At 45.1% G+C, this 7,272-nt stretch carries 4 protein-coding genes; all 4 read right to left on the reverse strand.

From position 1 onward, the window contains the following. Positions 1–579, reverse strand: a 579-nt coding sequence (locus PHF32_08260; GenBank protein ID MDD4560709.1) for a transporter substrate-binding domain-containing protein, incomplete at its 3' end; no start/stop codon positions are given. Positions 580–588: 9 nt separating this feature from the next. Beyond that, complete coding sequence (locus PHF32_08265; protein MDD4560710.1) at positions 589–2,028, reverse strand: deoxyribodipyrimidine photo-lyase; 1,440 nt, start codon at positions 2,026–2,028, stop codon at positions 589–591. 529 nt (positions 2,029–2,557) lie between these two features. Next, complete coding sequence (locus PHF32_08270) at positions 2,558–3,304, reverse strand: DNA alkylation repair protein (GenBank protein ID MDD4560711.1); 747 nt, start codon at positions 3,302–3,304, stop codon at positions 2,558–2,560. Positions 3,305–3,428: 124 nt separating this feature from the next. Next, positions 3,429–6,359 (reverse strand): T9SS type A sorting domain-containing protein, encoded by a 2,931-nt coding sequence (locus PHF32_08275; protein ID MDD4560712.1) that lies wholly within the window; start codon positions 6,357–6,359, stop codon positions 3,429–3,431. Positions 6,360–7,272 lie beyond the last annotated feature (913 nt).

The raw sequence follows: 7,272 nt of genomic DNA on the forward strand, positions 1-7,272 counted from the left end.
CTTTATGTTCTCTTGACGAATGATGTACATCGTAATAGTATAGTTTAATAAAGATACGTCAAAATCGCCCTTACTTAGCAATTTCAACGCAATCTCCTGGTTGGGTACTTCATTGAGAGTACCGTGGAATCCGATCTTCTTTAAGTACTCGCCAGCAATATCGCCTTGTTGGATCACTACTGACTTATTCATAATGTCGCTTTCTCTGGATATATTGGAGTCCTTTCGATAAAAAAACGTACGCCATGTTTCAGCATGGGCAGAACTAAAATGATACTTCATAGCTCGTTCCACGCTGAAGGCCATGCCCTGTACGACATCGATCTCTGATGTGTCCAAACGTTCCATCGCCAAAGCCCATTTACTTAAGCGAAACACCGGCTCCTTACCCAATATTTTTGCTATCTCCTGGCTAAGCTCCACGTTATAGCCATCCGGATTGCCTTCATCGTTGATAAACTCATAAGGGCAATAATCAGAATCTCCGCCTATGATGATCTTTTCCTTTTCAGTAGCTTCCTGAGCCCACAATCCCATACAGATGAAGAGCAATAAACAGGCAATCAATTTACATTTCATCAGTTGTCCTCAGTTCCATTTCTGTATATAAGCCTTCATGTCGAATTTCCTCTGTAAGCCAGCAGAATTCATATAGCGGACCATACCGTATATGGGACGAGGGGCCCATGGCCGGTCATGTTTGCCAAAACACCAGGCTATTCCTGCCCAAGCATTGGGATCACGGCCATCCAATTCATACTTGTTGTTCAAATACGCCAGGATCTGATACGCCTCTTCCACCGAGGGGCACCATGCCAGCACTCGTTTCCCCCAATACATTCTCATATAATTGTGCATCTTTCCGGTCATCAGCAGCTCGCGTTGAGCTGCGTTCCAGTATATATCGGAGCTTTCTGCAAGCTCCAGCCGTTCCAGACTGTAGTCACCTTCCCGGGCATCGGCAAGGTGATCGTTCAGAGTTCTAATCGCCCAGTCCGGCAGGGCAGAGCTGTTTTTGTAATCTGGATTGTAGTGGCAGAAATTCATCGCTAATTCACGTCTGACAATCAACTCCTCTGCAAAAGCACCAATGCTTTGCGCCATGCCATCCAGTCCCGCTTTTCCGTTGATCAGCTCTGGAATGGATGCCATATCGACATCACAGGTTTCACAGATTTGGTGGATTATCTGTAGAGGGGAGATTTGGCCAAAATGCAGATAAGGGCTCATGTGGCTCTGGACATCTAAATTGGGATGGTTTCTTAAAGTGGAATAGTCCTTCAGTTTGTCTCTGATAAAGCTGTCCAGTGTTGCCAGTGCTTCGCTGTGTGAGGACTTTATGAGGTAAGCAGGACCGGTTTCTGCACTCAAGCTCAGAACCTTGCGAGCCCAAATGAGGAGTTCCGCCCGGTGCTCCAATCTACCGGAGTACTTACCTTGTGGAGCACATTCTATACCGGCTGGGATCAATGCGCCGGGATCTTCCGGATGCCAGGAGAGCCATGAGCCGAGCTGGGGCAGAAGCTTGCGTCGCAGAGTAGCTGCATTATACTCTTCTTTGGACGAGGCCAGATGCACTGGAACCACAGCTTCAGTATCCACTTCTACCAGGTCACAATGCAAAAGAGCAGGAGAACTGAACAGAATGTCGCGATAGGCTCTTTGCCAGGCAAGGTATCCGTGATCCAAGATCAATACCTTGGTATCCTTTGCTACTTTTTCTACGCATTCAGGCAGGTCTCCGGCAACGATGTGGAAGCCGATCTTTAGCTTCTTCAGCTCAATACCGGTCTGAGCAAGTCCTTCCAACATAAAGCGATAGTGAGCAGATTGGGCGTCGGGAATATCATGGCTGAGTACAAATACAACATGTAGGGGCAAGCGCAATTCGACTGCAGTATGAATAGCATAATCCAATGCAGGATTGAAAGATACTCTTTGAGCTTGTTGCATCCAATACAATACAAGTGTACCGGAAGCGCTTATGGCCTTCTTGTGGCGGATCAAATGCGAATATTCAGGTTTCATATATCACTTGATCGCTGTAAATTAGGCTGTAACATTGTATATTCAATCAGTACATTGCCTCCGGGATGTCGTGTGCAAGCGTTCATTGAATCGATATCTCCGGGGCAATTATGTGGAAACGTTAACATTTTGACCTCTATTTTAAGTTTAATGCTGCCTTCATCTTTGTCAAGAAGAAGGCTCCCATAATTTCGGCAGACAAGATAGGAGGTGTCTATTCTTTTCCACAACTAACCATAACCTGCTTCGTAACGAAATCAGATAAAATACTCCCTGATTTGCATAGGGCATCATGGATGAATCAATTTCTTAACGCCATCTCCGGAACTTGCTATATCTGCCTTGCAATAACAAGGATAAATGAACTGTGTCAAATAATCAACAACTCTAGTGGGACAAATTGAATGAAGCTCCCTGAAAATTATTGACAGTTATGTGGAATTGATTTTCTAAATAATCAAGGTTTAGACCTTACACAAATGCCCTCCAAGACGTGGGGAACTCCTCTCGGATGTTCCCTGCGATTTTTCTATTTATCAGTTCCCAGTTTATCCTTTCTGAAACGTAAGCGTTCTTCCTTGCTTAGCTTCTCAGTAGCATATTGAATGATCAACCGAGCCGCGCTATTCCGGTATTCATACAAAAAGTCCTCCACTTTCTGGGGATGGACTTTCCACAATTCCCGCAGGAACCATCCAGTGCCTTGATGAACCACACGCTCACAATCGGTCATCAACGGACGTACGAAATCCAGCAGTTTTTGTGGATCGGCTTCCTTTTTGATCTTGATAAAGGTAACCGGTGCCGCTCTTCGCGTCCAGCGGCTTTCAGCATCACGCCAGGGCAGGAAATCGTCTATCCCTACGATATCACGGGTCAAGAACGTAGGACATACAGTTGTACATAAGTGGTCACTATGACCCCAATTGCCCACGCCAAAGTCGAACCATTGTTTGATGCCTGCAAATGTGCCTTTATCGTATTCTTTGTAGCGCTTCTCCATTAGCAGGATTGCCAGACTGCCCATTTCGTATTTACCGTGTAGAAACATCAGCTTGCCTAGCTCAATTAGTTTATCCAAGCTCAAAGATGTGCATTGTTCCTGAACAAGACTGAATGCTGCTTGTACATCTTCAGACGAAGCACCCCAGGCATTGTAGCCTTCTTTAAAATAGCGGGAGTATTTGATTACATTTTGGGCATTAGCTCTGGCACTGAGATACTCTTCTACAAGTGCCATTATCTCCTTAAATAGCTGTGCGTCTTTGATATGCATCACTTTTCCTTAATACTTTCTATTGTCATACTCATCGTTTCCGATATTGGATAACTGGCAAGCAGAATTAACACAGCGATAAAGGGCGCCACAGTGAGCGCCCCTACAGCTAAGTGTTTTTATTCTACTTCGCCAGTATCATTTTGCGAACAGCTTTGTAGCCATCCGCCTCAAGCCGGCAGAAATACATGCCGCTGCTTACAAGTTTACCGCTGTCGTCTGTGCCATTCCAGATTTCCACGTGAGTTCCAGCAGGACTATTCACGTTCGAAAGCAGTGTCTTCACTTTCTGTCCCTTGAGGTTGTAGATGTATAGGGATACAGCTGCTGGAGATGGCAAAGAGTAGCTGATGTTGGTGCTGGGATTGAAGGGATTGGGGTAGTTTCCAATGATTCCTGGTACGGTTACGAGACTGGCATGAGGATCGTCAGTAGCCACGTACTGGCTGGATACCATTTGTCCCCAGATGCCGGCCCAGGTTTCTTCGCCATTCATGATCCCAGTTCTGCTATCAGCCCAGGTAATCAGGGCATCATTACCGATCACCGCCATTCTGGTGTATTCCTGCTGATAGCGTTCACCGCAAAGAAGGATTGGAGAATCCCCCGAAGGAATGCCATAAGGATCGATATGACGGATATATAGATCACGGTTCTGGATCAAGTATCCATCATTATCGCTATAAGCGCAGAGCATGGAGCCATTTGCAAATTTCTTCAGTACGGCATCATAGCAGTGATTGGGATTGGGAATCACTACTACTCCCTCTACTGGAGTAATCGGTTCCCCAGTTGCAGATACTCTATGCAGGTTAATGCAGTTATTCGCACCGGTAGCCAGATATGAAATCTCATCATCATATACTACAGAAGCTATTTGTTTGAAATCATTGGTATCTCCGAAAACCAGTCCACCGGCTCCCCACAAGCGCTGAGAAGCTGCATTTATCCGCTGGATTCTTTGAGAGTGCGTACTATACTTGAATAGCGATACAAACACTACCAGATCATCATCGATAATGCCAGCATCTTTCAGCTCCTCATCTCTATATGAGAGGCCTTCGAAAATATCCATGCCCATAGGATCCCAACCCGAAGCCGGATCGCCATTATCGTCTATGCGCAAGGTTTTGCATTGTGTGATATAATCTTCGTCAAGGCTTATTTGTTCCCAAATGATATAGTGTCCTGCCATGCCTACTATTTCGGTATACAGGTTCTCAGGAATAATCTTGATGAGCTTGCCGCTATCTCCCCATACTGGTTGATGATTGAGCAATTTCTGTCCCATGATGCCAGACGACGAATTCTCGTAAGGTTGGACCCACGTGATGTATATGGCATTGTCAACCGCACTCAAGCGCTCGGCGTTGCCTGGAAGCACCAGACCATTGGGGGAAAATCCCAGTTCTCCCATGGCATTAATTGTTTGCAAATATGTGACATACTCCAGACCGTCCGGAGTGTCGGTAGTGCTTCTATAGATAAACACCAGTTCATTGTTCTGGGTGGTTGTAGCTGCCTTGATATCTATGGTGCCCAATATATTGGTTGTGGCAGCTCTGCCAGCGGGCTCCAAAAGTGCTTGTCCGTTTTGATCCAGGAGCTGGAAGTTGATACTGGTATTGTCCCGATTATCCAGCCAAAGGCTAAGATAGCGATTCCCCAGGCTAAAGGTATCATATATTTGGCAGTTGTAATTCAGACATTGTTGCAGGGTATATCCCCCTTCAGAGTAACTGAGGGCACCATTCAAACTTACGCCCTGAATATTGAGCTTCTTATAACCGGATTCAACGGTTTCCCACAACATGATTCCTTTATTTTGATTGCCAATGCCCAGATAACTGGAAGATTGGTCTGTAATCAGCTTTCCACCTTGTTCAAAGATGGGGTATCCCGCACTATCCAGCAATTGCGTCTTAAAATAAGGATCCTCATAATTACCATGCCAAAACAGCCATAAGCTGCCATCTGCCAGTGGATTGAGTTTAGTGCTGCTTACATTGATGTTTTCCGCTGATACGGTAACTGGCTGGCTCCACACTGCACTTAGTGAAGGGCTGAACTGCTGGCTTTGGAACTGGATATCAGTATCTGTTTCATGAGCGGTCCAACAGACTGCCACTCCTGCATTGGGAGTATTGGTAATGCTTTTCAAAGTCCCGTAATCCAGGCTTCCGAGTTCGTAAGACAAGCTGGTATCCAGGAGCAGGTTGCCGTTAACATCCATTTTGTTCAGATACATTGTTTTGGATCCCGGATCGGGAGCTCGGTAAATCACATATTGGCCGTTCACCGGAGGTAGGATCTGGTAATCTATAAACTCCAGTGCATTGTGTGGCAGGATCGGCTCTTCTCCTATTTGAGTTCCGGAGGCAGAGAAGCGAAGCAGACGGGAATTCCAGATGGAATTGATCTGGTACGCTACATTTAGGATAAAACCGCCCTCTCCATCTGTAACTACCGAGTCCAGCCTGATTGAACTCTCGTCGTAATCTACAAGAGTCTTTCCCGATATCGGCCACAGACAATTGCCAAAGCTGTCCAGATGTTGACCTATAATTTCTTTATGATAGGGACGTTGATGAAATACATAGGCACCTCCTTGGTCGTCGGGGAGGATGAAGATATCTCCGTAAGTAATCGGGGTATTGCTAAACTGCGCTCCATTTCCCCAAAGTGCCTGGCTATTGGAGCTTACTTTCTGGATCCTTTGGCCCATTACGGTTTCGATATCAATATCAGCCCAGATCACGAAGAAATTGTTGTCCGAACTACGACTAGCTCTTTGCAACTTCTGATCTCCGGGTCCGGTTATCAGAGGTACAGCTTCATTGAAAAGAACCTGGGCATCTGAACTGATCTTCTGACAGTAAATATCTGCATCTCCAGAATCCCGATCACTCCAAAAAACCATGTAGGATCCATCGGCAGTAGCAATACTATACGTTTCCAGTCGCAGATCACTGGCTTTGCGGATGGCAAAATCTTCTGCGTACAAGCTCAACATCATGATGAATGCCAAGCTTATCACGGATACTATCTTTTTCATAAGTACCTCCTGGACGATATATCGCTCAAATTCTGATACTCGCACATTTTGCGCCAATATCATGTAAAAGTTTTATCTCATACCTATAAACGAAATATATGAGAGCGCTTGCATTTCATCCAGCAAGGTTTCAAATCTGCGAATCCCATGTTTCTCTCTGGGAAAATTGCAGATTACAAAAAAAAATCGATCTACAGGCTGGAATTCACACTGCTTTTTCGAAGTGGATCCCATACTAAATCGCTTCATTCCTCCTCAGGATATCTATATTTGAACCAGATATTATTGGGTTATCATCGGGTGAGCACAGGATGATAACACCTTGATATCTGCTTCGGCACTATGTGGTGTATGGAGGAGATATAGCACGCAGAGACGCAGATAGAACGGATTTACTAGATCAAACTGCTAGTAGAATGTTGATTCCTTGCTGGATTGGATTACCACACCAAGCTTGACCTGACACTAGTATCCAGGTAGTTTACATGGCAAGTTCCCCGTAGCGGAGGATTCCGAAGCTCTGATTACCCGTAACGGAGATTTCCAAGGCTCAGAAATATAAGGCGTCGCATCAGAATCAAACATTACGGAACAGTATAACTTACTCATAAACCTATCATCAGTAGTCAAAACAGATACGCTGCTAAATTATGCATATCTGAACATCACTTGTAGACATCGGTGATTGATTTGCAGAGTTCGGTGACTTTGTTTTAAACTCTCTCAATACTAGTAACAGGCTGGAGGATGAGCAGTTGATAATGCTCTGTATCAAAAAAGGGGAGAGGGAGACTGTTCACTTTGACCTGATCTATTTCCAATGAGTTAGCGCATGAGTTAGGTGAAAAAGTGGGCGAAACGACTAAAATATGCTTTCGAAACCGAATTGACAAGAAGGCCAGTATGCCATCTT

This window comes from Candidatus Cloacimonadota bacterium, assembly GCA_028706475.1.
Taxonomy (GTDB): domain Bacteria; phylum Cloacimonadota; class Cloacimonadia; order Cloacimonadales; family Cloacimonadaceae; genus UBA5456.